The organism is Chitinimonas viridis (assembly GCF_030409555.1).
GTDB classification, from domain to species: Bacteria; Pseudomonadota; Gammaproteobacteria; order Burkholderiales; family Chitinimonadaceae; genus Chitinimonas; species Chitinimonas viridis.
On the sequence record NZ_JAUFPU010000008.1, the window covers coordinates 262,701 to 288,530 of the forward strand.

27 protein-coding genes are annotated in these 25,830 nt (G+C 61.7%); 20 read left to right on the plus strand and 7 right to left on the minus strand.

Going from position 1 to position 25,830, the window contains the following annotated elements; genetic code table 11:
• Positions 1-260: 260 nt before the first annotated feature.
• Positions 261-1,085, minus strand: coding sequence for a 2,3,4,5-tetrahydropyridine-2,6-dicarboxylate N-succinyltransferase (gene dapD / locus QWZ03_RS09940; RefSeq protein ID WP_290332567.1), 825 nt, complete (start codon positions 1,083-1,085; stop codon positions 261-263).
• A 42-nt stretch (positions 1,086-1,127) separates the two neighbouring features.
• The gene (gene dapC / locus QWZ03_RS09945; protein ID WP_290332568.1) at positions 1,128-2,321 is read right to left on the minus strand and encodes a succinyldiaminopimelate transaminase; all 1,194 of its coding nucleotides are present in this window, start codon (positions 2,319-2,321) and stop codon (positions 1,128-1,130) included.
• A gap of 215 nt (positions 2,322-2,536) precedes the next feature.
• Between dapC and QWZ03_RS09950 the strand changes: the two genes are divergently transcribed.
• From QWZ03_RS09950 to yoaA, 3 genes are all read left to right on the plus strand, one after another.
• On the plus strand, positions 2,537-2,866 hold the full coding sequence (locus tag QWZ03_RS09950) for a hypothetical protein (RefSeq protein WP_290332569.1): 330 nt from the start codon (positions 2,537-2,539) through the stop codon (positions 2,864-2,866).
• Positions 2,867-2,948: 82 nt separating this feature from the next.
• Positions 2,949-3,140 (plus strand): YjfB family protein, encoded by a 192-nt coding sequence (locus QWZ03_RS09955; protein ID WP_284196657.1) that lies wholly within the window; start codon positions 2,949-2,951, stop codon positions 3,138-3,140.
• A gap of 295 nt (positions 3,141-3,435) precedes the next feature.
• Positions 3,436-5,445, plus strand: coding sequence for a DNA repair helicase YoaA (gene yoaA / locus QWZ03_RS09960; RefSeq protein ID WP_290332570.1), 2,010 nt, complete (start codon positions 3,436-3,438; stop codon positions 5,443-5,445).
• Here yoaA and QWZ03_RS09965 read toward each other — a convergent pair.
• Positions 5,435-6,163 (minus strand): hypothetical protein, encoded by a 729-nt coding sequence (locus QWZ03_RS09965; protein ID WP_290332571.1) that lies wholly within the window; start codon positions 6,161-6,163, stop codon positions 5,435-5,437. The two genes, yoaA and QWZ03_RS09965, sit on opposite strands and share 11 nt — an antisense overlap.
• Before the next feature lie 288 nt (positions 6,164-6,451).
• Here QWZ03_RS09965 and mltG point away from each other — a divergent pair, with 288 nt between their 5' ends.
• From mltG to QWZ03_RS10040, 15 genes are all read left to right on the plus strand, one after another.
• Positions 6,452-7,522 carry an endolytic transglycosylase MltG gene (gene mltG, locus QWZ03_RS09970; protein ID WP_308447540.1) on the plus strand — a complete coding sequence of 357 codons (1,071 nt, stop codon included), beginning with the start codon at positions 6,452-6,454 and terminating at the stop codon, positions 7,520-7,522.
• Positions 7,522-8,151, plus strand: a complete 630-nt coding sequence (tmk, locus tag QWZ03_RS09975) for a dTMP kinase (RefSeq protein WP_505538578.1) — start codon at positions 7,522-7,524, stop codon at positions 8,149-8,151. Before mltG ends, tmk begins: the two co-directional genes overlap by 1 nt.
• A complete protein-coding gene (holB, locus tag QWZ03_RS09980; RefSeq protein ID WP_290332572.1) occupies positions 8,151-9,158 on the plus strand; it encodes a DNA polymerase III subunit delta' in 1,008 nt (335 codons plus the stop codon). The genes tmk and holB overlap by 1 nt, the downstream gene beginning before the upstream one ends.
• A 12-nt stretch (positions 9,159-9,170) precedes the next feature.
• Entirely contained in the window at positions 9,171-9,548 is a 378-nt protein-coding gene (locus QWZ03_RS09985; RefSeq protein WP_290332573.1) for a PilZ domain-containing protein, read from the plus strand.
• Between the two features lie 146 nt (positions 9,549-9,694).
• Positions 9,695-12,055 carry a penicillin acylase family protein gene (locus QWZ03_RS09990; protein WP_308447541.1) on the plus strand — a complete coding sequence of 787 codons (2,361 nt, stop codon included), beginning with the start codon at positions 9,695-9,697 and terminating at the stop codon, positions 12,053-12,055.
• A 70-nt stretch (positions 12,056-12,125) separates the two neighbouring features.
• Positions 12,126-12,902: a TatD family hydrolase gene (locus tag QWZ03_RS09995; protein ID WP_284196650.1), complete on the plus strand. Its 777-nt coding sequence runs from the start codon at positions 12,126-12,128 to the stop codon at positions 12,900-12,902.
• Positions 12,899-13,663 carry an MBL fold metallo-hydrolase gene (locus QWZ03_RS10000; protein ID WP_290332574.1) on the plus strand — a complete coding sequence of 255 codons (765 nt, stop codon included), beginning with the start codon at positions 12,899-12,901 and terminating at the stop codon, positions 13,661-13,663. Before QWZ03_RS09995 ends, QWZ03_RS10000 begins: the two co-directional genes overlap by 4 nt.
• 221 nt (positions 13,664-13,884) lie before the next feature.
• Positions 13,885-15,204, plus strand: a complete 1,320-nt coding sequence (locus QWZ03_RS10005; RefSeq protein WP_284196648.1) for an NAD(P)/FAD-dependent oxidoreductase — start codon at positions 13,885-13,887, stop codon at positions 15,202-15,204.
• A 130-nt stretch (positions 15,205-15,334) separates the two neighbouring features.
• On the plus strand, positions 15,335-15,706 hold the full coding sequence (rpsF, locus tag QWZ03_RS10010) for a 30S ribosomal protein S6 (protein WP_284196647.1): 372 nt from the start codon (positions 15,335-15,337) through the stop codon (positions 15,704-15,706).
• 14 nt (positions 15,707-15,720) lie between these two features.
• Positions 15,721-16,029, plus strand: coding sequence for a primosomal replication protein N (priB, locus tag QWZ03_RS10015; protein ID WP_284196646.1), 309 nt, complete (start codon positions 15,721-15,723; stop codon positions 16,027-16,029).
• Between the two features lie 42 nt (positions 16,030-16,071).
• Positions 16,072-16,299, plus strand: coding sequence for a 30S ribosomal protein S18 (rpsR, locus tag QWZ03_RS10020; RefSeq protein ID WP_284196645.1), 228 nt, complete (start codon positions 16,072-16,074; stop codon positions 16,297-16,299).
• 15 nt (positions 16,300-16,314) lie between these two features.
• Positions 16,315-16,761 (plus strand): 50S ribosomal protein L9, encoded by a 447-nt coding sequence (gene rplI / locus QWZ03_RS10025; protein ID WP_284196644.1) that lies wholly within the window; start codon positions 16,315-16,317, stop codon positions 16,759-16,761.
• 201 nt (positions 16,762-16,962) lie between these two features.
• Complete coding sequence (locus tag QWZ03_RS10030) at positions 16,963-18,768, plus strand: sensor domain-containing diguanylate cyclase (protein WP_290332575.1); 1,806 nt, start codon at positions 16,963-16,965, stop codon at positions 18,766-18,768.
• 126 nt (positions 18,769-18,894) lie between these two features.
• Positions 18,895-19,446 carry a DUF805 domain-containing protein gene (locus tag QWZ03_RS10035; protein ID WP_290332576.1) on the plus strand — a complete coding sequence of 184 codons (552 nt, stop codon included), beginning with the start codon at positions 18,895-18,897 and terminating at the stop codon, positions 19,444-19,446.
• A gap of 129 nt (positions 19,447-19,575) precedes the next feature.
• Positions 19,576-20,151, plus strand: a complete 576-nt coding sequence (locus QWZ03_RS10040) for a DUF805 domain-containing protein (protein ID WP_290332577.1) — start codon at positions 19,576-19,578, stop codon at positions 20,149-20,151.
• A gap of 54 nt (positions 20,152-20,205) precedes the next feature.
• Here the strand turns inward: QWZ03_RS10040 and QWZ03_RS10045 are convergent, their stop codons facing one another.
• The 4 genes from QWZ03_RS10045 to alkB form a co-directional block, all read right to left on the minus strand.
• The gene (locus QWZ03_RS10045) at positions 20,206-20,673 is read right to left on the minus strand and encodes a tRNA (cytidine(34)-2'-O)-methyltransferase (protein WP_290332578.1); all 468 of its coding nucleotides are present in this window, start codon (positions 20,671-20,673) and stop codon (positions 20,206-20,208) included.
• Between the two features lie 121 nt (positions 20,674-20,794).
• Complete coding sequence (locus tag QWZ03_RS10050) at positions 20,795-21,304, minus strand: cupin domain-containing protein (protein ID WP_290332579.1); 510 nt, start codon at positions 21,302-21,304, stop codon at positions 20,795-20,797.
• 53 nt (positions 21,305-21,357) lie between these two features.
• On the minus strand, positions 21,358-22,038 hold the full coding sequence (locus tag QWZ03_RS10055; protein ID WP_290332580.1) for a ComF family protein: 681 nt from the start codon (positions 22,036-22,038) through the stop codon (positions 21,358-21,360).
• A 93-nt stretch (positions 22,039-22,131) separates the two neighbouring features.
• Positions 22,132-22,779, minus strand: a complete 648-nt coding sequence (gene alkB / locus QWZ03_RS10060; RefSeq protein WP_290332581.1) for a DNA oxidative demethylase AlkB — start codon at positions 22,777-22,779, stop codon at positions 22,132-22,134.
• A 355-nt stretch (positions 22,780-23,134) separates the two neighbouring features.
• Between alkB and QWZ03_RS10065 the strand changes: the two genes are divergently transcribed.
• Both QWZ03_RS10065 and QWZ03_RS10070 read left to right on the plus strand, forming a co-directional pair.
• Positions 23,135-24,595: an NAD(P)-binding domain-containing protein gene (locus tag QWZ03_RS10065; RefSeq protein WP_290332582.1), complete on the plus strand. Its 1,461-nt coding sequence runs from the start codon at positions 23,135-23,137 to the stop codon at positions 24,593-24,595.
• Positions 24,596-24,604: 9 nt separating this feature from the next.
• Positions 24,605-25,828: an MFS transporter gene (locus QWZ03_RS10070; RefSeq protein WP_290332583.1), complete on the plus strand. Its 1,224-nt coding sequence runs from the start codon at positions 24,605-24,607 to the stop codon at positions 25,826-25,828.
• Positions 25,829-25,830 lie beyond the last annotated feature (2 nt).

Here is a 25,830-nt window from a genome sequence, read left to right on the forward strand (position 1 = left end):
CGATCTGGCCATGTGCGCAGATGGGGTCTCCATCTATTTGTCCGTGGGCGTCAAAACGGCTCTCTGGCTTATTCCCACGGCAGGGGCATCCTAAAGAGAGGATGGGTATATTTACAACAATGTATCTGTACGGACGTGCAATTGTTGGGTTATGGAAACACTTCTGCAACAAATGGCCCGTTGTGCAACGATTTTTTACAGGTATGAAAAAGCCCACGCAAGGCGTGGGCTATCTGGCTTGCCATGCGCTTGGGTAGGGATCAAATACCGCGCAACAATTCGTTGATACCCACCTTGCTGCGGGTCTTGGCATCCACCTTCTTGACGATGACGGCGCAGTAGAGGCTGTACTTGCCGTCTGCCGAGGGCAGGTTGCCGCTCACCACCACCGAGCCGGCCGGTACGCGGCCATAGCTGACTTCGCCGGTTTCGCGGTCATAGATCCTGGTGCTCTGGCCTATGTAGACACCCATGGAGATGACGGCGCCTTCTTCCACGATCACGCCTTCCACGATCTCGGAGCGGGCACCGATAAAGCAGTTGTCCTCGATGATGGTGGGCGAGGCCTGCAGGGGTTCCAGTACCCCGCCTATGCCGACGCCGCCGCTGAGGTGCACATTCTTGCCTATCTGTGCGCAGGAGCCGACCGTCGCCCAGGTGTCTACCATGGTGCCTTCATCCACATAGGCACCGATATTGACGTAAGACGGCATCAGTACGGCGTTCTTGGCGATATAGCTGCCCCGGCGGGCCATGGCAGGCGGGACTGCCCGAAAGCCGGCGTGGCGGAAATCGGCATCGCTCCAACCGGCGAACTTGCTTTCCACCTTGTCGAAGAATTGGGTCTCGCCACCGTCCATGACGCGATTGTCATTGGCACGGAAGCTCAGCAGGACGGCTTTCTTGGCCCATTCGTTGACTATCCACTGGCCGTCTTTCTTCTCGGCCACACGCAGTTGGCCGCGATCCAGCTCCAGGATGACCTGGTCTATCGCGGCGCGCAGGTCTGGCGTGATATTGGCTGGTGTGATGTCGGCGCGGTTCTCGAACGCGGCTTCAATAGTGGCTTGTAGTGGATGGGTCATGGTACGGGTCTCGATGGGCTGGGGTTTGGATACGGTGGCGGTTCAGTGGGCGTAGGCAGCGATGCGCTGGGCACCCTCGATGCAAACAGCCAGGGGGGCTACCAGGGCAAGGCGTATGCGCCCGGCACCAGGGTTCTGGCCATGCGCGTCGCGTGCCAGGTAGCTGCCGGGCAGTACGGTAACGTGGCAGTGCTGGTAGAGGTCGCGGCAGAAAGCCGCATCGTCGCCAGCATAGCGTTGCGGTATCTGGGCCCACAGATAGAAGGCAGCATCGGGCCATTCGGCGCCCAGTGACTTTGCCAGCAAGGGGACGACGGCCTCGAATTTGGCCCGGTACTCGGCCCGGTTGGCGGCCACATGCTGTTCGTCACGCCAGGCGGCGGCACTGGCTGCCTGTACCGTGGCCGACATGGCAGAGCCGTGGTAAGTACGGTAAAGCATGAAGCCCGCCAGTATGTCGGCGTCACCTGCCACAAAGCCGGAGCGTAGGCCGGGGGCATTGGAGCGCTTGGACAGGCTGGAGAACATGACTAGGCGCTTGTAGCCACGCCCCAGCTGGTTCGCAGCCTGCAAAGCGCCCAACGGGGGGGTGTCAAACCAGATTTCCGAATAGCATTCGTCGCTGGCAATGACAAAACCGTACTGGTCGGACAGGGTAAACAGCTTGCGCCAGTCATCCAGTGACATCACCGCACCGGTCGGGTTGCCGGGCGAGCAGACAAACACCAGCTGGGTACGTTGCCAGATGTCAGCCGGGACGCTGTCCCAGTCGGGCTGGAAGCGCTGCGCAGGCAGGCAGTTCAGGTAATAGGGTTCGGCACCGGCCAGCAGTGCCGCTCCTTCGTAGATCTGATAGAAGGGGTTGGGCGAGATCACGATCGGCTTTTCGCAAGCGCCGGGGTTGATCACCGCCTGCACAAAGCTGAATAGCGCCTCGCGGCTGCCGTTGACAGGTAGTATTTCGCTCGCCGGGTCGGGCCGGGCTATGCCGTAGCGCTGTGCCAGCCAATTGGCAATGGCACCGCGCAGATCAGCCGAACCCAATGTGGCAGGATACTGTGCCAGCCCACCAAAGTGCGCCTGCAGGGCAGTTTTGATCAGTTCGGGAGTAGGGTGCTTGGGCTCACCGATTGATAGGTCAATATGGCGCAGGCCATCACCATGCTCGGCACCGGCAAGCAGGGCCTTGAGGCGCTGGAACGGATAGGGCTGTAAGCGGTCTAGCAGGGGATTCACGTGGTGGCCGCCATGGGGCTGAAAGCCTTCGATTATAGGGAGCTTTGGCTTGCTGCAAAACAAAGCCTGCGGCAGGTCGCGGCAGTCGTTACACTACGCATCCCCGTTGCATGCTTACGTCATGCTGATCTGGCCTGATTGCGCTGGATCTGAGTAGATGTGCTTGCACGGCAGATTGTGCTTTTTGAATAGTTGCAAAGAGGTTGGAGTCGTCCATGCTGTTAACTCTCTCCCGCTGGCTTTTGTGTGCTGGCGTTTCAGTGGCACTGGTATTGCCGGTGCAGGCGGAATCGGTGTTGGTGCCGGTGCAGCCGGCCCCCCCTGCTGTGGCGGCCGAGGCCCCTTTGCCGGGTGATGTTCCTGCCGCAGCCGAGCCTGTGGGCAAGCCCAAGCGTGCCGTCGAGGTCAAGCGTGACCGGCGCGGCAAGGTGATCAAGAGCAAGAGTGCGAGCCGCAAGGCCAGCAAGGCCACGGGCAAGAAAAAATCGGCGGTGACGAAATCCAAGGGCAAGACCAAGAAAGTCTTAAAGAAGCGAAAGAAATAGCCGATAAGACCGGGGTAAATGCCAGGAAACTGGTCTAAGCTCAAGAGCAATTCTGCCCAGGCTGTATTGCCGAAAGGACGTTATGGATATCTCCAGTGCTGCTAGTGCGATCTCTGACCAGGCCATGTCCAAGACCCAGGCGCAGGCATCCATCCTGACCTTGCGCAAGGCGCTGGATATCCAGAAGAGCAACGCCATGGCCTTGCTTGAGGCGCTGCCTACACCCCCGAGCAACCCGGCGAATCTGGGTAACGCGATTGACGTGCGAGCCTGAGCGACGGTTATAGGCTCAAGCCATGGATGGGCGGTGATGGACAGGTCAGGCGCCTGGGAAACCAAGGGGCTGGGTGTGGCTGCGGCCTGAACCAGCCGAGTCTCCTCTGATTGAGCCTCCTGCATCTCGCCGCCGCTCGTCATTATTTTGAATGGGCAGTGATTTAAGCCCAGATTGTTAGCTCGATGTTTTAGACGCCGCCGCCCTTGCCAGGCGGCGTTTTGCATGGTGCGGGCGGGACTGTTGGAAGGGGCATGCTAGAATCGCGGCGCGATCGACTTCCCTCCTGCCTACCGTGACCACCCTAGATGATGTCTTTGCCGAAGGCGGCTTGTTCAGCCAGGCCATGCCTGGCTATCGGCCACGCACCCAGCAGGTCGAGATGGCCCAGGCGGTAGAGCGCGCCATCAAGGACAAAAAACCGCTGATCGCCGAAGCGGGAACGGGGACCGGGAAAACCTATGCCTACCTGGTGCCGGCCTTGCTGTCTGGTGGCAAGGTGATCGTCTCCACCGGTACCAAGACCCTGCAGGATCAGCTATTCCATCGCGACCTTCCCAAGGTGCGCGCTGCGCTCAAGGTGCCAGTCACGACGGCGCTGCTCAAGGGGCGCGCCAACTATGTTTGCGTCTACCACCTGGAGCGCGCGCTGGCCGATGGGCGCTTTGCCCGCAAAGAGGACGTCATCCACCTGCAGGCTATAGCGCGCTTTGCCGCTACCTCCAGCGATGGCGACAAGTCGGCCTGCTCCAACGTACCTGAGTCCTCCCCAGCCTGGCAGCACGCGGTGTCCACCCGGGACAACTGCCTGGGCTCGGAATGCCCCAGCTACCAAGATTGCTTTGTCATGCAGGCACGCCGGCAGGCGTTGGAGGCAGATGTGGTGGTCGTGAACCACCACCTTTTCTTTGCCGATGTCTGGCTCAAGGACGAGGGTGCAGGTGAATTGCTGCCGCGCTGCAATACCGTGATCTTCGACGAGGCCCACCAGTTGCCCGAAGTGGCCAGCCTGTTTTTTGGCGAAACGGTGGCCTCAGGGTCGCTGCTGGAGCTGGCACGAGACAGCCGCGCTGAAGCCCTGGCGGCAGCCAAGGATTATGTGCACCTACCGGCGGCAGCGCTGGCCTTGGATAAGGCGACGCGCGATCTCAGGCTGGTGTTTGGCCAGGATGCCTTGCGTGCGCCGCAACACCAGTTGGCCGAAAACCTAGCCTTCCACGTGGCCCTGGGCGTGCTGGAGGAAAAACTGACGGAGTTGGTCGACCGGCTGGTAGACCAGGCTGAACGCTCGGAAGGGCTGGAGAACTGCCGCCGCCGGGCTGCCGAACAACTGGGCGTGCTGCGGCGCTGGCGTCATGGCATGGAGCCGGCGCCGGCCGTACCCGTTGCAGCGGAAAAGGCTGAGTCGGACAAGGCCAAGCCAGCGGCCAGCCATCTGGACGCGGTGTTCTGGCTGGAGGTGAGCCCGCAGGGGTTTCAGCTCAATATCACGCCGCTGGATATCGCCCGCCTGTTTGCCAAGCAGATGCACGAAGAGCGCGCCTGGGTGTTTACCAGCGCCACCTTGGCCATGAATGGCAATTTCAAGCATTACGCCCACGAGATGGGTTTGTGGGAGGCAGAGCAGGCGGCCTGGGAATCTCCTTTTGCTTACAAGCAGCAGGCGGTGCTCTATGTGCCCCAGGGTTTGCCTGACCCGAATAACCGGGATTACACGGCTGCCGTGATCGAGGCGGCTTTGCCACTGATCAAGTTGTCCGAAGGCCACGCCTTCCTGCTGTTTACCAGCTTGCGTGCCATGCGGGAGGCCTATGATCTGCTTAACGCCAGGTTGCCAGCCATGGGGCTGCAGTATCCCATGCTGCTGCAAGGTGAAGGTACGCGCACCGAGTTGCTGGAGCGCTTCCGTACCCAGCCCAATGCAATACTGGTAGCCAGCCAGACCTTTTGGGAAGGGATAGACGTAAAGGGCGAGCAGCTGCGCCTGGTGGTCATAGACAAGCTGCCCTTTGCTGCGCCAGACGACCCGGTGCTGGCAGCCCGCATAGACAAGATCAACCGCGCGGGACGCAATGCCTTTATTGAATACCAGTTGCCGCGCGCAGCCATTACGCTCAAGCAGGGGGCCGGGCGTCTGATACGGGACGAGACCGACCAGGGCGTGCTGATGATCTGCGACCCCCGATTGGTGGACAAGCCCTATGGCAAGCAGATTTGGAAAGCCTTGCCGCCCATGCTGCGGACGCGGGAGTTGAGCGTGGTGGAGCGTTTCTTTGCCCGCATGAAGGCTGGCGTTACGGAATGACTCCCAGCAGCGAGACGTCATCTATCGGTATCAGCGTATTCTGGCTGCCCTTGGTAAAGCCGCTCATCTCGACGTTGTCGAAGCTGATGGCGCCAGCGCTGCTGACCGTGACTTTGCTGCAGTTACGGCAGGCTCCCTGAGTGGTCACGACCATACCGGTACGGGTGTCCACGACCGCATCCCACTCCAGCTTGCCGTCCTGAGTCTGGTAGTTGAGGGCGGTGACCTGATTCTGGTTGTTGACGGTCACAAACATCAGCGTGTTGTTGTAAAAAGTCAGGCTGTAGGTCTTGTTGCTGCCCACCGTGTTGACACTCTTGGTTTTGACAGACTGCATACCTTTGACGGTGGATGGGCCCTTGGTGGTGTATAGCGAGGCCATCTTGCCCAAGTCCTGCACTACCCCTAGTGCGAGTGTGCCATCGCTTTGCAGCAGCAGTTCCACGCAATAGGTCTGCAGGCCTATGCTGACCTCTGGCAGCAGGATGCTATTGGTGGCTAGATTGAATACCAGTGGATTGGCCGTGTCGCTGGCGGGGGCAATGGCGGTGATATGCAGGCGGTCACCTATCAATCGCAGGGTGACGCTGTATACCGCCTCGCCAACCTGTACGGAAGGCAGATCGATATAGCCTGTCTCAGGGTTGAAGGGCGTAGGATCGGCCGCTACCTTCAGGACCAAGGCTGCGGTACAGAGCAGGCGTAATAGGCGATACATGGCGCGACTCCAGCAAGATGCAAGTGACGGTTTACTGCGTATAGTGTTTGCCCGGCAGCAAGGCAAGCCGGCTGGGAAATTTCACGATAGCCGGCAAGGAGTCGCAATGGCCGTGGCCGGCCAAGGTGCCGGCCCTGCCGATTGATGGCAAACTGCCAGGCTTGGCAGTTTGCCGGCGCGATGGATATTGCCTTGGCACTGCTTGCGCTGGGGGTTGGCCGGCGGCGGGCACAATGGAATACAGGGTTGCTGGCCTAAAAAGCATAGCAACCGCGCACCGGATAACCGGTGTTTTACCAAGAGAAACTGGAAGCTGAATTGGCACGTGCTAACAAGAATTCGCCCAAGCGGGCATCGCTACTCGGCCGTTTGCTGGCTTGGCTGAGTGTATTGTTGCTGCTGGCGGCGGTGGCTATCGGTGGCTATGGTTGGCGCTACGCCCACACGCCTTTTCCGCTCGATGGCGGCCCGCGCGCCTTTGTGCTGGAGCGTGGCACCACCATGCGCATGGCGGCCAACCAGTTGGCGGCCGAAGGCTTGGTGGAATCGCCCTGGCTGTTGACGGTGCTGGCTCGCCTTACAGGTGATGCGGGCCGCATCAAGGCGGGTAGCTACGAGCTCAGTGAGCCCGTTACACCGTTGCAACTGCTGGCCAAGCTGACTGACGGCGATGTCTCCAGCGCTACGCTGACCATAGTCGAGGGCTGGAACTGGCGGCAGGTGAAAGCAGCCCTGGCCAAGGATCCAGATCTACGGCATGACACGGCGGGCATGGACGATGCTGCCATCCTGGCAGCCATCGGCGCCAAGGCGCCGTCGCCAGAAGGCTTGTTCTTTCCGGATACCTACCATTTTGGCAAGCAGAGTTCCGATATACAGGTACTCAAGCGCGCCCATGAGGCCATGCAAAAACAGCTGGCCGCCGCCTGGGAGGCGCGCGCTGCCAACCTGCCGCTGCAGTCGCCTTACGAGGCACTGACCCTGGCCTCCATTGTGGAGAAAGAGACCGGAGCCGCCAATGACAGGCCCATGATCTCGTCGGTGTTCCATAACCGCATGCGCATAGGCATGCGGCTGCAGACGGACCCGACCGTGATCTATGGCTTGGGCGAGGCATTTGACGGCAACCTCAAGCGCGTCCACCTGGAGACCGATACGCCCTATAACAGCTATACCCGTGGCGGACTGCCGCCTACCCCGATTGCCATGCCAGGCATGGCTGCCTTGCTGGCCGCCACCAATCCGGCATCGTCCAAGGCACTCTACTTTGTGGCCAAGGGTGATGGCTCTTCGTATTTCTCTTCGACCCTGGCCGAACACAATCAGGCGGTGCGCCGCTACCAGTTGGGAGCCAAGTGATGGTGCGTGGCCGGTTTATTTCGCTGGAGGGGCTGGACGGGGCGGGCAAGAGTACCCACCTGGCCTGGCTGACCGCAGCTCTGACCGCTCGTGGTGTGGATCATCTGGTTACCCGTGAGCCAGGTGGTACGCCGCTGGGAGAAAAGCTACGGGAGCTGTTGCTGCATGAACCCATGCATCTGGAGACCGAGGCCTTGCTGATGTTCGCCACACGGCGCGAGCATCTGGCCCAGGTCATTGAACCGGCGCTGGCACAGGGGCGCTGGGTAGTGTGCGACCGGTTTACCGACGCCACCTATGCCTACCAGGTGGGCGGCAGGGGGCTGGATTTGGCAAAATTCGAGGCGCTCGAGCAATGGGTGCAGGGTAGGGCGGCGGGGTTGCTGCAGCCGGATACCACCCTGCTGTTCGATGTGCCGCTGGCCGTCAGCCGTGCCCGGCTGGCGGGAGCGCGCGAACTGGACCGATTTGAGCGTGAGCAGGATGCGTTCTTTGAGCGGGTACGTGCCGCCTACCATGCCCGCGCATCGGCTTCGCACGGGCGGCTGGTGGTGTTGGATGCCAGCAAGCCGGTAGCAGAGGTACAGGCTGATCTGGCCCAGGTATTGGCCGGCATGGGAGTGGCGTGATGCTGTATCAGTGGCAGCTTGCCGAGTGGCAGGCCTTGATCAGCCAGGGGGAGCGACTGCCCCACGCCTTGTTGCTGACTGGCGAGCCGGGTATAGGCAAGCTGGCGTTTGGCCGCCATCTTGCCCAATCCTTGCTGTGCGAATCGACCGCCGCCGACAAACCGTGTGGCGTGTGTGATGCCTGCCGCTGGTATCTGGCCGGCAACCACCCGGATTTCCGCGAGCTGACCCCGGCGGTGGAAGAGGAAGGTGATGACGACGCCAAACCCAAGAAGAAGGCATCGGCCTGGATTACCGTGGATCAGGTGCGCGAGCTCAATGATTTCGTGCATCTGAGCGCCCACCGTGCCGGACGCAGGGTGACCTTGATACAGCCTGCCGAGGCGCTGAACCTGGCGGCAGCCAATGCCTTGCTGAAGACGCTGGAAGAGCCGCCTCCCGGTGCCATGTTCATTCTGGTCAGCCATCAATGGCGCCGCCTCTTGCCTACCATACGCAGCCGCTGCCGTCGACTGGCGCTGACCATCCCACCGCGCGAGCAGGCGCTGGCGTGGTTGGCGCAGCAGGGAATAAGCGACGCCGAGGCCAATCTGGCCGAAGCGGGCGGCGCGCCACTGGCCGCGCAAGAGCGCTCGGATGCGGGTGTAACGGCGGCGCGGCGCAGTTTTCTGGCCGAATTGGCCGACCCCCGCAAGCTGGACCCGCTGGGGCTGGCAGAGCGGCTGGACAAGCAAAAAGTGGAAGTTGCACGCGTCACAGACTGGCTGTCTCGTTGGTTGCATGATCTGGCGCGCTTGGGACTTGCCCAGTCTGTCCGCTATTATCCCGATGAGGCGGGCCGGCTTGCCTCCCTGGCGACGACATTGGACCCCGTACGGCTGATGCGTTACCACGATACAGTGCTGGAAGCGAAGAAACTGTCCAGCCACCCACTGAATGCTCGTCTTGTTTACGAGCAACTGCTGTTTGGCTACCAGCAGGCGGTTCGGCCGGCCAACAAAGGATAAAAAAGGATAAGCATGTCTGAAGCACCCAAACCCGCTGCTCCGGCCGCACCACGCGCCGGTGGCGTTCTCTCCCTTAGCATCAAGGAGAAGGCAGGCCTGTTTGCCGCCTATATGCCATTTCTCAAGGGCGGCGGTATCTTCATACCCACGGCCAAGGCCTACACCATCGGGGACGAAGTCTTCATGCTGCTGCAGCTGATGGATGATCCGGCCAAGATTGCGGTATCGGGCAAGGTGGCCTGGATTACACCGGCGGGGGCACACGGCAACCGTACGCAAGGCGTGGGGGTGCAGTTTTCTGATAACGAAGCAGGGCAGCAGGCTCGCAACAAGATTGAAGGCATGTTGGGTGGCGCACTGCAGTCGAACCGTACTACTCATACTATGTAGGAATCTGGTGTGTATGTGCATTAAAAGCCCGGCTTGGTTCGGGCTTTTTTGTGGCCGGTTGTCGTGCGCAACCACGCAGACCTGGGGATGAAGGTGATATCTGCAGGCGGTTGACTATGGGAAGCAATATGGCGATGGGAAAATGGGTGCGCTGGTCCTGGCGCCTGCTGCTGGCGTGCCTGGCCACGTGGTTGCTGCTGGCCTTGGTGCTGTGGCTGTTCCTGCGGGGCAGTCTGGCTCAGCTCGATGGCGAGCTGCCGGCAAGCGGCCTGACGGCGGAGGTGACAGCCTTGCGGGATGCCTTGGGTGTGCCTACGGTCAGTGGCAGTAACCGGCTTGATGTGGCTTATGCCACGGGCTATCTGCATGCGCAGGAGCGGTACTTCCAGATGGATCTGATGCGCCGCGTTGCCGCTGGCGAGCTGGCGGGGCTGATAGGCGAGGCGGCGCTCGAGAGTGACCGCGAACATCGTTTTCATCGATTCAGGGCGCGCGCGGTCAGCACCCTGGCTGCTTTGCCCGAGGCGGATAGGCAGTTGCTGCACCGCTATGCGGCAGGCGTCAACGCAGGTTTGTCGGCCCTGCGTGCCAGGCCTTTTGAGTATGGCTTGCTGCGTACCCAGCCAGCGCCATGGCAGCCTGCAGACAGCCTGCTGGTGGTATGGGCCATGTATTTTGATCTGCAGGGCCATCAAGAACGACGCGAATTGGCGCGTGGCTGGTTGAAGGCCCACAGTACGGCCGAGCAACTGGCCTATCTGCTGCCTGAGTCCAGCAGCCAGGATGCTCCGCTGGACACGCCGGATATCGTGTCGCCCCCGACAGCCACACCTGCGCAGGCTCCGGCGTGGCTGGGGCTGCCTGTCCCCGGCAAGCAGGCGGGGCTGGCCCTGCGCAGCGCAGTGGGCAGCAATAGCTGGGCGCTGGCGGGGAGCCGTAGCACGCATGGCAGTGCCATTGTGGCCAACGATATGCACCTGGGCTTGCGCTTGCCGCATATCTGGTACCGCGCGGTGCTGCAGTACCCTGACGAGCAAGGACAGACCCGGCGTATCGCCGGTGTCACCCTGCCGGGTGCGCCTTTAGTGGTGGCCGGTAGCAACGGCAGGGTGGCCTGGGGCTTCACCAATAGCTATGGCGATTATCTGGATCTGATCGAGGTGGAGCGGGACCCATCGCAGCGCTTGCGTATCAAGACAGCTGCAGGCTGGGAGACGGCCAGGGTGCATACGGAAACCTTGCAGGTCAAGGATGGTACCGCCGTGACCATGCAGATTGCCGAGGGCTCACAGGGGCCTTTGCGTGAGGTGGAAGGGCGCTGGTACGCCGTGCGCTGGATTGCCCATCAACCCGGCGCGGTCAACCTGAACCTGCGCCAGATGGAAGGCGTGGCCGATCTGGTGGCCGCCCAGGCCGTAGCCCATAGTGCCGGCATGCCGGCGCAGAATATGGTGGCAGGCGATGCCGCAGGCCATATAGGCTGGACGATTGCGGGCATGCTGCCGGGCCGCGAGGCCTTGCCGCAAGCGAGTTTTCCTTATCCGATTGCAGCAGGCCTGAGCTGGCAGGGGCGCTTGTCCCCCCGCGACTATCCACGCCTGAATGATCCGGCAGACGGACAGCTGTGGACCGCCAACAGCCGCCCGCTGGGCGGCGAGCTTTACCGCCGCATGGGCGACGGTGGGGCCGACCTGGGCGCTCGCGCTCGGCAGATACGGGATGGACTGACAGCCTTGGGCAAGGGTAATGAGCTGGCGGCCTATGGCTTGGCCCTGGACGATAGAGCACTCTACCTGGCTGGTTGGCGCGAGCGGGCGCTGGATGCGCTGGATCAGAGTGCGACGGCAACACGGCCGCAGCGGGCTGAGTTCCGGCGCCTGCTCAAGGAGGGCTGGACGGGCAGGGCCAGTGTGGATTCGGTGGGCTACCGGCTGACGCGGGCCTATCTGTATGCCTTGTATGCCGAGCTGTTTGGTGGCCTGGATGCCCAATTGGGCGCGCTGGAGCCAGGGGCTGATTTCGACCTCGCCAATCCACGTTGGCCGGTGGTGGTGGCGCGGCTGCTGGATGAACGGCCGGCAGGCTGGTTGAAGGAACGGGATTGGCGAGGGCTGGAGTTGGCCGCCATAGACCGGGCCATTGCCGAGCTGACGGCCGGAGGCCGGCCGCTCTCTGAAGCCAGTTGGGGGCAGCGCAATACCAGCCGGATTGCCCATCCCTTCGTCCAGCTGCTGCCTGCACTCAAGCCTTGGCTGGCGGCACCGGCCGATGCGTTTGCTGGTGATGAGCACATGCCCAGAGTGGCGGGGCCGGCGTTTGGTGCGTCGCAACGCATGGTGGTCGCGCCTGGGCAGGAAGCACAGGGCATATTCAATATGCCGGGTGGCCAGAGCGGCCATCCGCTTAGTCCATTCTTCCTGGCTGGGCACGCCGCCTGGGTGAGGGGCGAGGCGACCCCCTTTCTGCCGGGACCGGCACAACATACCCTACGCTTCGTGCCCAAGTAAGGGGTGAGGCAGTAGAATTGGCGGGTGTGCCAGCCGGTGCACCCACCTGCCTTGATTGAATAGAAGCTGCATGTTTATTGATTCCCACTGTCATATTGATTTCCCCGAGCTTGCCGAACGCGCGGATGAGCTGATGGCCGCCATGGTGACCAATCGCGTCAGTCATGCGCTGTGTGTATCGGTCAATCTGCCGCACTGGCCCAATGTGATTGCCATGGCGGAGCGCTATCCGCATATCTATGCCTCGGTAGGCGTACATCCTGATTATGAGGATGAAGTCGAGCCTACCGTGGCGCAATTGGTGGCGCTGGCACAGCATCCCAAGGTGATTGCGATTGGTGAAACAGGCCTGGACTACTATCGCCTGCAAGGCGACCTGGCATGGCAGCGCGAACGCTTCCGGGTGCATATCCGGGCAGCCAGGGCGACCGGCAAGCCGCTGATCGTCCATACCCGCAGTGCTTCGGACGATACCTTACGCATCATGGCCGAGGAAAATGCGGCGGAGGCCAGCGGGGTGATGCACTGCTTTACCGAATCGCAAGCTGTGGCTGATGCCGCTATTGCGCAGAATTTCTATATTTCCTTCTCTGGTATCGTCACCTTCAAGAAGGCGGAAGAGCTGAAGGAAGTGGCACGCACCATTCCGCTGGAACGCATGCTGATCGAAACCGACTCGCCCTATCTGGCGCCCATGCCTTTCCGTGGCAAACAGAACCACCCGGCGCTGGTACGCCACGTGGCCGAGCATATTGCCGACCTGCGCGGTATTGCAGTGGAGGAGGTGGCGGCGGCCACCACGGCGAATTTTGCCCGCCTGTTCAAGCTGGAGGGCAAGCTGGCGTGAATACCGAGGTCCTGATCCTGGGGTGTGGTTCCAGCGCAGGTACGCCGGCCATAGGTTGCCACTGCGCTACCTGCAGCTCGGACGATGCGCGTAATCGCCGCAGCCGGGCATCCAGCGTGGTCACCGTGGCAGGGCTGAGTTTTCTGATCGATACCGGGCCTGATCTGCGTACCCAGGCCCTGCGGGAAGGGCTGACCAAGGTAGATGCGGTGCTCTACACCCACCAGCACGCCGACCATATGAATGGCATCGATGACCTGCGTGCCTTCTGTTATGTCAACAAGGCCGCCATGCCGGTGTTTGGCAGCGATTACACCATGGCGGACATCCACACACGCTTCCACTACACCACGCTGCCACCAGGGCCGTGGTGGGAGCTGCCTTCGCTGCAGACCACGGCCGTGCATGGCGCTTTCTGCCATCGCGGGGTGGAGATCACGCCTATTCCAGTATTGCATGGCCGCTGGCCGGTCTATGGCTATCGCATCGGTAATGTCGCCTACCTGACGGATGTCTCGGAAATACCCGAGGCCAGCTTCGCGCTGCTACAGGGGCTGGATCTACTCCTGCTCGACTGCCTGCGGGAGCAGCCTCACCACACTCACTTTGGCGTGGCGCAATCGCTGGCGGCAGCAGCGCGCATAGGCGCACGCCGTACTGTGCTGATCCATATGACCCACGAACTGGAGTACCACGCCCTGTCGCAGCGCATGCCGGCCGGGGTGGAAGTGGGGTATGACGGGATGCGGCTGGTGGCCTGATGCCGGTGACCCGCTGTGTCGTCGGTCGCTAAATAGGCCGGTCGCTTTTGGGTCCTGCCTAGGCACTGCCAGCAAACCCTCTTCAGTCGGTGGCTTGCACCTCGTTGCCTGTTCACGCGCTTGTGCGCCTAGCCAGAACCGCTACGCCGTGTTTTGTTCGCAACGCTAGGCCCCGCTACCGGGTAGAATGGCACTGTCCAATATATTCAACGGGGTGGTGTATGGCGGATGACAGTCGATGTCCACGTATCGTGATCGTGGGTGGTGGCGCGGGGGGTCTGGAGTTGGCCAGCCGTTTGGGCGACCGCCTGGGTAAACGGGGGCGCGCCGAGGTACTGCTGGTCGATGCCAGTCGTACCCATATCTGGAAACCCATACTGCACCAGCTGGCTGCGGGCAGCTATGACAGCCACGCTGAAGAAATTGAATATCTGGCCCAGGCACGCTGGCACCACTTCCGGTTTCGCCAAGGTCGCCTGGCAGGCTTGGACCGCGAAGCGCGGGAAATCCTGATAGCGCCGCTGCTGGATGCCGATGGCCGGGAGATCATCGCTGCCCAGCGTGTGGGGTACGACTACCTGGTGCTGGCCGTGGGTAGCCAGACCAATGATTTCGGCACGCCCGGCGTGGCCGAGCACGCCATACGTCTGGATAACCCTGATGCCGCTCGGCGCTTTCACGAACGCCTGATTGACGCCTGTCTGCGTGCGCACAACCAGCCGGTCGAGGCAGGCAGGGGGCGCATGACGGTGGCCATTATCGGCGCTGGCGCCACCGGGGTGGAACTGGCGGCGGAGCTGCATGCGGCTGCGCAGGTACTGGTGAGCTTTGGGCTGGAGCATATCGACCCAGAGCAGGATCTCAAGATCGTGCTGGTGGAAGCCAGTCAGCGCATTCTGGCCGCCTTGCCTGAGCGCCTGTCGACCGCCGCAGCCGTTGAATTGCGCAAGCTGGCGATAGAGATACATACCAATGAGCGGGTGGTGGAGGTGACCGAGGCCGGTGTGCGCATGGCGGGCGGCAGCTTTATTCCCAGCACCCTGACGGTCTGGGCGGCCGGCATCAAGGCGGCGGACTTTCTCAAGGAGATTGGCGGGCTGGAGACCAATCGCATTAACCAGCTGTTGGTGGCACCTACGCTGCAGACCACGCGCGATGAACGCATCTTTGCCTTTGGCGATTGTGCGGCCTGCCCCAATGGCCAAGGGGGCTGGGTACCGGCGCGGGCCCAGGCGGCACACCAGCAGGCTACCCTGCTGGCACGCAATATAGAGCGCGCCCTGGCGGGCAAGCCGCTGAAGTCCTTTGCTTTTCAGGACTACGGCTCGCTGGTCTCACTTTCCACCTACTCTTCGGTCGGCTCGCTGATGGGCAGCCTAGCGCGGGGCAGCCTGTTTGTAGAGGGCCAATTGGCCAAGCTGATGTATTGGGGCCTGCACAAGCAGCATCAGCTCGCGCTGTCCGGCTTTACCCGTACCTTGCTCATTACCTTGTCGGAGTGGCTGGACCGGGTGCACCGGCCCAAGATCAAGCTGCATTGATAGTGGGCCGCACAGGCAAACCGTTGATTAGCTTGCAGGGTTGACACTTTAGCGGCTAGAATGGTCGGCTTTCCACCTTGCCTTACCGTTACCGCATGACGGAAGGCTGATTAATCCGCAAGGAGATCACATGCGACACTACGAAATCGTGTTCATCGTGCATCCCGATCAAAGCGAGCAAGTGCCCGCCATGATCGAGCGCTACAAGACGATGATTACCAACGACGGCGGCAAGATCCATCGCCTCGAAGACTGGGGCCGTCGCCAGATGGCTTACCCGATTCAAAAGATGCACAAGGCACACTACGTGCTGATGAACATCGAAATCGGTCAAGGCACCCTGGACGAACTGGAACACGCGTTCAAGTTCAACGACGCTGTGCTGCGCCACCTCACCCTGAAGACCGAGCGTGCTGTTACTGAGGCATCGCCGATGATGAAGGAAGAGAAGTCCAAGTCGCTGACCACGGCTCCTGAAGCCAAGGAAGCGGCAGCAGCCTGATCAGGCCTACTGGCTTGAGCGCGCGCAACCAGGTCGTGGCCCACGGCCAAGTGCTCGATCTCCAGCCCTTGCGTTACACCCCGGCCGGCATTCCGGCGGTTGAATTCAAGCTCATGCATGAATCAACCCAGACGGAAGCCGGAGCTGAGCGGCAAATACAGTGCGAAATGCCCTGTGTATGCCTGGGTGATAAGGCCAAGGGGTTGGCGAGCCTGGCGGAGGGGTCGGAAATCCTGATCAAGGGTTTCCTGGCCGGACGCAGTCAGCGCTACAAGCACAGCCTGGTTCTGCACATAACCGACTGGAAGCGTGTCACCGAATAAATCGTGCGCGGTTCCACAGTTTTCTGAATTCAAGAGGTCATCATGTCCCGTCATCTGTTCAAGCGTCGCAAGTTTTGCCGCTTCACCGCCGAAGGCATCAAGGAAGTTGATTACAAAGACGTCAACTTGCTGAAGGATTTCATCAACGAGAACGGCAAGATCATCCCGGCTCGTATCACTGGCACCAAGGCCCGCTATCAGCGTCAGTTGTCCGACGCCATCAAGCGCGCGCGCTTCCTGGCGCTGATGCCTTACACCGACAAGCACTAAGCCGGAGCCGCCAACATGCAAATCATTCTGCTCGAAAAAGTCGCAAACCTGGGTACCCTGGGCGACATCGTCAAGGTCAAGGATGGCTACGCCCGTAACTTCCTGATCCCCCAAGGCAAGGCCAAGCGTGCAACCGACGCTAACCTGAAGGCTTTTGAAGCCCGCCGTGCCGATCTGGAAAAGCAACAAGCCGAGATCCTGGCTGGTGCCCAAGCCCGTGCCGAGAAGCTGGTCGACTTCGCTGTCACCATCTCGCAAAAGGCTGGTGTGGATGGCCGTCTGTTCGGTTCCGTCACCAACCACGACATCGCTGAAGCCATTTCCGCTGCTGGCGTGCCGGTGGTGAAGATGGAAGTGCGTCTGCCAGAAGGCCCGTTCAAGGCCATCGGCGAATACGATGTGGTCATTGCTCTGCACCACGACGTAACGGCCAACGTGAAGGTTACGGTGGTTGGCGCCTAATCAGCGCAGCTGGTAGTAAACAAGAAAAGGGATTCGGCTAGCCGGGTCCCTTTTTTGTTGCCTGCATGTTTTACCTGTCGCAGCCGCGCCCGAGATTCTATACTTCGCGAGCGCGAAAACCGGCATGGCCGATGGGGAAGCCACCACGTTGTACCCCGGCCAACCCCGACACCCCGTCGCGCCAAACACTGAAGTGTATTGATGAGCAATAAGCTGACCAATCCGACCGATATTGCGCGCGAGACGCTCAAGCAGCTCGCCGTCCGCCGCGTTGCGCCCACCCCCGAGCGCTACGAGGAACTCTATTACGAAATCTCTGACGGCAAGGCACGGCCTTCTGGCGGTGCCAATCTGCTGGTGGTGGAGATGGCGGCAGCGTTGCGCAAGCTACCCCGGCAGACACCGGAGCTGTTGCGTGACCTGGCCCTGATAGAAAAGGCTGCCAGCCAGGGCGATTGGAGCAGCATACCGCCCATGCTGATGCAGGCCATTGAATCCCAGGGTGGACAGGCCAGCCTGGTGCGTGCCTGGGCAGAGTTGATACGCGAGCTGGTGACGCAATGGGATTTGCGCAGCCCGCATTTCACTCATTCGCGAAAGCAGGAGTCGCTGGCCAAGGTTTTGCTGAATTTCGGCAACTATCCCAGCCTGTTGAACGAAAAATTGGATGCATTGGTGCGCAGCTGGGCCGATGGCTCGGGCGGGGCGGGCGATATTGAACCGGTTTCTGGCGCGCCGGCCGAAGCTGCGGCGCAGGTGGATGCGGCACCCGCCAAGACAGTGGCAGCTGCGATCGATTGGCACCACTGGCGCGAAATGCTGGTGACCTCGCTGCGGCTGGGTATTGCCGAGCGATTGCAAACCTACCCGGATCTGGCTGAAGAGGCCATGAGCCTGGCCCAGGCGGCCGAGGCTGTGTCCAGCGAGCAGGGCCTGGAGTTCCTGGCGCAGCGGCTCAAGAAGTTCTGGGTACAGCTCGAGCTCAAGAGCGAACGTGACAGCCGTATCTCCACAGGCTTGATCAATCTGCTGCTGTTGCTGACCGACAATCTCGCCGCCCTGTCGGGTGATGATACCTGGGTGCAGGGCCAGATCGCCGTGGTCCGCGATATCCTGGCCCAGCCCTTGAGTATGAATCGCTTGTACGAAGCCGAGGTGGGCTTCAAGGAAGTGGTCATCAAGCAGGGGCAGCTGCGGCACAGCCTGGACGAAACCCAGGAAGCCCTCAAGAGCATGATCTCCCTGTTTATCGACCGCCTGGGTAGCATGGCGGATACCACTGGGGGCTATCACGACAAGATCGAGGTCTACGCAGACCGTATTGAAGCTACCCAGGGCATAGGGGACCTCAAGCAGCTGCTGGACGAACTGATGCAGGATACCCGCGTGATGCAGCTGGATATGGCACGTTCACGCGAAGATCTATTGGCAGCCCGTGCCAAGGCCGAGGCGGCAGATGGCAGGGTGAAGGAGCTGGAGGCGGAGCTGCGGGCCATCAGCGAGAAGGTGCGCGAGGATCAACTGACCGGCGCCTTGAACCGGCGTGGTTTTGACGAGGCCTTTGCCACTGAGATCGCCCGCATGGAGCGGAGTGGCAAGCCGCTGTGCCTGGCCCTGCTCGATATCGACAACTTCAAGAAGCTGAATGATCAACGCGGACACCAGGCAGGTGATGACGCCTTGATTCATCTGGTGCAGGTGATCAAGGATGTGTTGCGGCCTACCGATACCATCGCCCGCTACGGCGGAGAGGAATTCGTTGTGCTGATGCCGGAGTCGGTGCTGAGTGAGTCGGCCAATGTCATGCGGCGGGTACAGCGCGAGCTGACCAAGCGCTTCTTCCTGCACAACAACGAGCGTGTACTGATCACCTTCTCGGCTGGCGTTACCCGCTTTATCAAGGGCGAGGATCAAGAAGCGGCGGTGGAGCGGGCTGACCAGGCCATGTATGAGGCCAAGAAATCCGGCAAGAACCAGGTCAATGTGGCCGAGCCTCCCAAGGGCTGACAGGTGGCTTGCTGGGTGCGGCATGGGGGCGGGGCTCAGGGGAGAGCCAACTGGTTCAGGCTGTGCTGGCGTTTAGCGCCAGGGTCGCCGTCCATCAATACCTTAAGTTCCTGACAGGCGCTAGGCATGGAAGCAGTCAATCCCTATGACAGCCCCACCAGTGATCTGGCGACTACCGAAGGTAGCCACTACACACCGCGCTTCTGGGCCCTGGGCGGCCGCTTAGGTCGGTTGCGCTATCTGGCATACAGTCTGGCGATGGGTGCCTTGGGCTTTGTGCTGTTTATTGCCAGCGTGGTGGCCTTGAGCATGATCATCAGCGGTGGCGATATGGTCATGGTGGTCATGGGGCTGGATTGGCTAGCTGGCATAGCCGGCCAGCTGGTGATCGCTGGTCGCCGGCTACATGATCTGGGACGCAGCCGCTGGTGGTTGCTGCTGTGCCTGTTGCCACTCATTAATCTGCTACTGCTGGCCTACCTGATTTTTGCCCCAGGGCAGCCCCACGCCAATCGCTTTGGCCCAGCACCGGTGGCGAATGGTGTTGGTGTGATCGTGGCAGCCTGCCTGGTACCCATGGTGGCCGTGTTGTTAGGGCTGCTCGGGGTGCTGGCCGTGCAGCAGTACCAGTCCTTGGAGCGGCATTCCCGCAATCTGCCGGCGGCGCCGCGCAACTAGTTTGTGGGGCTTTGGGTACACCGTGCTTCGGCTTCTGTGGTGCGCCGCATGCCTATGATAAATTCCCGCCTTGCCTGCGGACTGGCAGTCTGCTGGTGATATCCCTCATATTTTTCATCTGGTGTGCTCATGACGACTAACAATCCCTATCACAGCCCTAATGCCCAACTTGATCAATTTGATGATCAGGAAACCTATAGCCCGCGCTTTTTCTCGGTGGATGGCAGGCTCGGTCGCGTGCGCTACATCGCCTACACCATGGGTGCGACGCTGCTGGGCTATCTGCTGATTGCTGTGGCCGGCGCCGCCGCGATAGGCAGTGAGACCTTGGGCATCCTACTGATGGGTGTGGCGGTCTTCCTGATGCTTGCCGCAACTATCGTGGTTGTCGGCCGGCGCCTGCACGACCTGGACATGAGCCGCTGGTTTTCGCTGCTCATGCTGGTGCCCCTGATCAACACGTTGTTTGGTCTGTATCTGATGTTTGCACCTGGTACCAAGGGGCGTAACCGCTTCGGCCCCATGCCCGAGCAGAACGGCAGGAGCGTTATCGTGGTGGCGTGTATTGTCCCGGCAGTGGCTATCATCGGTATCCTGGCGGCCATTGCCATACCTCAGTATGCCGAGTACACCAAGCGAGCCAAGGCGGCACAGCAGCAAGGACAACCTGCTGCGCCAGCGCAGATACCCGAGGCCTCGGAGTAAGACCTGGAACAGGCTCTTAGGTGCCGGGAGGGGCGGACTGAGGCCAGGCCCCGTCTAAATCACCCCACCGGCAAATCCGTGCTGCCGCCATGCCTCAAACACGGTTACTGCTACTGCATTGGACAGATTGAGGCTGCGATTGTCGGGCCGCATGGGTAGTTTGATGCGGCGATCGGCGGCAAAGCCATCGCGCAGGCCTGCCGGCAGGCCGGCGGACTCCTGGCCGAACAAAAAAGCATCGCCGGGCTGGTAGGCTACTTGGTCGAAGCGGGTAGACCCTTTGGTGGTCATGGCAAAAATCCGCCGCCCGGCAAAGGCGGCCTGGCAGGCCTCCCAGTTCTCATGTACCTGCATCTGTGCATACTCGTGGTAATCCAGCCCGGCGCGACGCAGCTTGGCATCATCGAGTGGAAAACCCAGTGGCTTGACCAAATGCAGTTCGCAGCCGGTATTGGCGCATAGCCGTATGACGTTGCCGGTGTTAGGTGGGATTTCGGGCTGGAACAGGATGACGGCGAACATGGTGTGCGGATCTGGGTTGCAGGGTGGGGCATGATAGCAGTGCGCAGTCTGTTGGCACCGACGTCGATGGGCCACCACGCTGCGCTCGAGGCGTGTGGCTGACCCCATTATATCCTTCAGCTTAGCCGGCCAGCTTGCCGCGCAGGGCATCGGGCAGGCCATCGTGGTCACCTAGTGGCCGCTTGGGGTGATCTGGCCACCACAAACCACCTATCTCGGCATTACGCTCAGGATGCAGGGGGTAGTGCACCTGATTGTCGCTGCGCCGGGTATCGCCGACGACCAGCAGGCGCACAGTGGCATCGGTGTTATTGATGAAGGTGTGCGCCAGGCCATCGCCGGGTTTGAAACCGACACCGTCGCCGGGCGCCAGCCGGTGTAGCTCGCCGTCCAGCCAGACATCCGGCGTGCCTTCAATCACATAGGCAAATTCTTCTTCTGTGCTCTCGGCGTGAGGCCATGACGTGCGGCTACCGGGCGGCAGGGTTTCATGGTGTATGCCCAAACGGCTGAGGCCGAATACCCTGCCGAAGGGTGAGCCTAGGCTCAGTGATTCGGTGCTGCCGGGATAGTGGCCGGCCTCGGTTTCCTGTATCTCGGTGTAGTGCTTGATGCAGTCGGGTCTGCGCATGGTAGGTGTACTCTGGGTTGATTTTGGACGCAGGGCTAGGCGGGTGGCCGCCCCTACAGGGTACGGGCCAGTACCCAGCAGTCTACCCGCCGGGCGCCGGCTTTTTTCAAGGCGTGGGCCAGTTCGTTCAGGCTGGCGCCTGTCGTCATGACATCGTCCACCAGGGCAATATGCTGGCCTGCCACCTTGCCCTGCACTGCAAATGCACCCCGTATGGCACGTTGGCGTTCGTCGTGCGGCAAGCTGGCCTGGGGCGGGGTGAGCTTGATGCGGGCAACGGCTTGGTCGGCCAAGGGCAGTTGGCGCCATCTGCCCAACTGCCTGGCCAGCTCCTGCGATTGGTTGAACCCCCGCTCGCGCAGGCGGGTAGGGTGCAGGGGCATGGGCAATAGCATATCGGGTCGGTCTACGCCCTCGGTAGCCTGCAGCAGGCCGTGGGCCAAGGCATGGGTCAGTTCCAACTGGCTGCGGTATTTGTAGGCAGGAATCAGCCTGTCCACGGGCCAGCCGTAGCGCCATGCCGCAGTGGTCCGGTCAAACGCAGGCGGGGTCTTGATGCAAGCGCCACAGTGGCTGCCGTGCAGCGTTGGTATGGCGCACACCGGACATTGCTCGCCACCATGCCAAGGTAGCTCGGCATGGCAGGGCAGGCACAGGCTGCGCGCACCGCTGTGGTCGCCGCACAGCAGGCAGGATTGTGGCAATAGCCGGTTGACGAGGCTGGACCAGACCATACGGGCGTTTCTCTTGCTTGGCTTGCGGGCATTCTGCCGGCTTTGTGCCCGGAACAGAAGCCGCTGCAATCGCCAGGGCTTGGTAGCCACCTATCAGCCTGCTTTGCGCAAGGTCAGGTTGATGCGCTGCTCGCCCAGCACGGGGTGCAGGCCAGCCTTGAGTGGCGCCACGCCATGGTAGTGACGGCGGGCTGGGCCACCCCACACCACGATATCGCCATGGCTGAGCGGGATACGCAGTATTGGGTCGGTGCGGCGCGCGCCGCCAAACAGAAAGGTTGCCGGCAAGCCCAGCGAGACGGACACGATGGGTTGGGTGAAATCACGCTCGTCCTTATCCTGGTGCAGTGACAGGCGGGTGCCCGCCAGATAGCGGTTGATCAGGCAGGCATCGGGCTCGAACCCGGCAAAGCCCGCCAGATCCGCGGCCTGCGCTGCCAGTTGCTGCAAGGATGGCGGCATGGCAGGCCAGGGCTGGTCGCTGGTGGGGTCTTGCGCGCTGTATCGATAGCCATGGCGGTCGCTGATCCAGCCCAAGTGGCCACAATTGCTCATGGCGACCGACATGGTCTGGCCGCCCGGTGTGAGCATATGGCGCAGTGGTGCCGCCACCAGCAGTTGAGCCACGGTTGCCAGCAGGCTGTCGGCTTGCATCAGGGCTTGGCTGCGCAATACCACGGCGCCTGGTATCAGTTGTTCCTGCCAGATGGCGGGTTGATCGGCAAACAGGTCGGGTGTCATCGGTCGGTATTCGGGGGAGTGCGAAGGGTGCGCCGGGAGCCGTCATCACAAACCAGCGCAGGGTTCTGGCTAGTGGAGCAAGCCCAGCGGACAGTACGCGGGTACGGCAAGTTCGCACAATAGCGCCAGAAAGCTTTTGTCTGCGGCGCTGAGTATGACGATGCCTCCAGTGTACGCCTTGGCGTAACCCAGGTTTGGCGGATGCGCCTGCCTGGTGATTGATTTGATATTTCTGGAATTATCTTGACTTGATGTTTTTACATCTATTATTCTAGAAGTGTAGAAATAATGGCTTGGCGACTTGATGTCTATCGATTGGGTCGCCGCCCCCTCATAACCGACCAAGGAGCCTGTGATGACTTCCCCTTTGATTCAGCAATACGGTGTTGCCATATTGGGCGCCGGCCCGGTTGGCCTGGCCGCTGCGGCGCATATGCTCGCCCGTGGTATCAGGCCCACAGTATTTGATGCGGCGGAATCGGTAGGCAGCAGCATGCTTGCGGTGGCACATGTCCCGCTGTTTTCGCCTTGGCGCTACAACATCGATCATGCTGCGCGCAGCCTGCTGGAACGGGGTGGTTGGCCAGCCCCCGATCTGGATGCCTTGCCCACGGCGGGCGAGCTGCATCAGCTCTATCTGCAGCCCTTGGGTAGGGCCTTGCGCGAGCAGATCCAGCTCAATAGCCGAGTGCTGGCGGTATCGCGCCTCGGTATGGACAAGATCAAGACGGCAGGCCGCGACCAAGCGCCTTTTCTGCTGCAGATCGAGCGCGATGGCGGCGTGAGCGAGCATTTGGCCGGTGCCGTGCTGGATGCGACCGGGACCTGGGCCATGCCTAACCCGCTAGGTGCCAATGGGCTACCGGCGACTGGTGAGACAGCACACGCCGTCCGTATCCGCTATGGCATACCCGACGTGTTGGGCAAGGACCGCGCACGCTATGCCGGTAAGTGCGTGCTGGTGGTTGGTGCTGGCCATTCTGCCGCCCAGGCGCTGCTGGCGCTTGCCGATCTCGGCCAGCAGGACGAGCGTACCCGCGTGCATTGGGCAGTACGGGGCAACAATCTGCGCCGTGTATTTGGCGGGGGCGAAGCTGACCAGCTGCAGGCGCGGGGCGAGTTGGGCCAGCGCCTGCAGCGCTTGATTGAGCAGGGGCGCCTGACAGTGCATACCGAGTTCCGTATTGCATCCATGCAGGCCGGCCTGACCGGGCTCACCGTCCGCGCCCATACTCCGCAGGGCCTGACCGAACTGACGGGGGTGGATGAGGTGATCTGCGCCACCGGTTCGCGCCCTGACCTAGCACTGACGCGCGAACTACGGGTGCGGCTGGATGCCTGGCTGGAGAGCACCGAAGCCTTGGCACCGCTGATAGACCCGAATGAGCATAGCTGCGGTACGGTGCGCCCCCATGGCCACCGTGAGTTGGCGCACCCCGAACCGGGTTTCTATGTGGTGGGCGCCAAGAGCTATGGCCGTGCACCGACTTTTCTGATGGCGACCGGCTACGAGCAGGTGCGCTCGGTGGCCGCCGCCCTGGCGGGTGACCTGGCTGCTGCCGACGATGTACGGCTGGACCTGCCCGAAACCGGCGTCTGTAGCGCTGGCTTGCCTGGCACGGCGGGGCAGGACGCTTGTTGCGTTGCCATGCCGGCTGCGGCGAGGGTGGCCAGCACCTGCTGTGGTGGCGCCGCGCCGGTAAGCATCGACGCTTGCTGCGCACAGGACGCTGCCGCCAAGCAGACCGGCAAGGCGGGCTGCGGTTGCGGTGTGCCCGCCGACAAGGCTGGGCGTGCTGTGACAGGCTGTTGCTGAGTGCCGCCCGTGCAAAACACTCATTCCCGCTCGCCCGGCATGCGTGCGCTATGGTTGCTGGCGCCAGGGCAGGTGATTTCGTGGGGTACGCTTTACTACGGTATTACCTTCCTGGCGCAACCCATACAGACCAGTACGGGTTGGAGCCTGCCGGGTATATTCGGCGCGTATTCGGCGGGCCTGTTGCTGGCGGCCTTGTGTGCTCCGCTGGCTGGGCAGCTACTGGCCCGCCATGGTGGCCGTTGGGGGCTCAGCCTGGGTTCTGTCCTTGCCAGCCTCAGTCTGGCTGGCCTCGCGGCGGCATCGGGCCCGTACACTTTCCTGTTGGCCTGGTTACTGGCTGGCGTGGCCATGGCGCTCACCCTCTACGAGGCGGCCTTTACCGCGCTGCACGAGTTTGCGCATACCGAGTTCAGGCGGGCCATGACCCTTCTTACCCTGGTGGGCGGTTTTGCCAGTACGGTGTTCTGGCCACTCTCCTACTGGCTGGAGGGGCTGTGGGGTTGGCGTCTTACCCTGCTTGGCTATGCCGCATTGCACGTTTTGGTCTGCTTGCCCTTGCATCGTGCGCTGCCCAGGGTGGTGCCCGCAGCGGCTGCCACCGTGGTCTCGCCCGCTGACATGCCATGGATGCAGATGCTGCGCTCGCCGGCTTATTGGGGGCTTGCCGTTGCCATCGGCATGACGGCCTTGCTAGGGGGTACCTTGTCGGCACACGCCGGCCTGCTGTTGGCTGATCGTGCGGTGAGTCCCACGCTGATCATGCTCAGTGTCACGCTGTTTGGCCCGATGCAGGTGGCAGGACGCTTGCTGGACATGCTGCTGGCACAGCGTCTGTCGGTGCGCTGGAGTGGCTATGTGGCCCATCTGATGCTGCCGACGGCGATGGTGCTCCTGCTGCTGGCCAAACAGGCGCCTTGGCTGGCAGTGCTGTTTGCCTGCCTCTATGGCGCCAGCAATGGCGTGCTCACCATCGTGCGCGGCATGGCGCCAGCTGAGTTGCTGGGCAGTGCCAACTATGGCGTGGCGCTGGGCTGGGTATCTGCACCAGGGTTGTTTGCCCGAGCCCTGGCACCTGCCATGGCCGCCTATGGCCTGGCGCAGTGGGGCGGCTCGGCTACCTTGCTCGGCCTGACCTGCCTGGGTGTACTGGGCTGGGCTGCCTTCGTCTTTGCCTATCGGGCCAGGCCCGCTACGGCGCCACTGCACCGCGTTCAAGCCAAACAAACTTAAGC